We start from the raw sequence: 280 nt of genomic DNA, 5'->3' as shown, positions 1-280 counted from the left end.
GCTCAATTTCTTCATGCAAGCTCACTAATTTTAATTCTTGAAAACTCGCCCGAAACAGTCGTGACAGGCTAATTAACATACTTTCTGCTTTATCTGGATCTATCGTTATTAAACTCACCACATTATTTAGACTATTAAATAAAAAATGAGGATGAATGCGAGCCTGCATTGCCTGAATACGGGCATTCAATTCTGCATATTGTTGGTGTAACCATTGTTCTCGAACATATAAATAACGCAGACAAAAGGCCCCTAATAATATTCCATAACTTAAATATAA

1 protein-coding gene is annotated in these 280 nt (G+C 34.6%); it reads right to left on the bottom strand.

Annotated features, from left to right (window positions below):
• Positions 1–280 (bottom strand): histidine kinase (locus ACODJP_RS13900; protein WP_422482512.1); only part of this gene is annotated, 280 nt, incomplete at both ends.

Origin of the sequence: Pleomorphochaeta sp. DL1XJH-081 (assembly GCF_049310885.1) — a bacterium.
Lineage (GTDB): Bacteria > Spirochaetota > Spirochaetia > Sphaerochaetales > Sphaerochaetaceae > CAYZJV01.
This window is presented reverse-complemented; position numbering and strand designations above follow the sequence as displayed.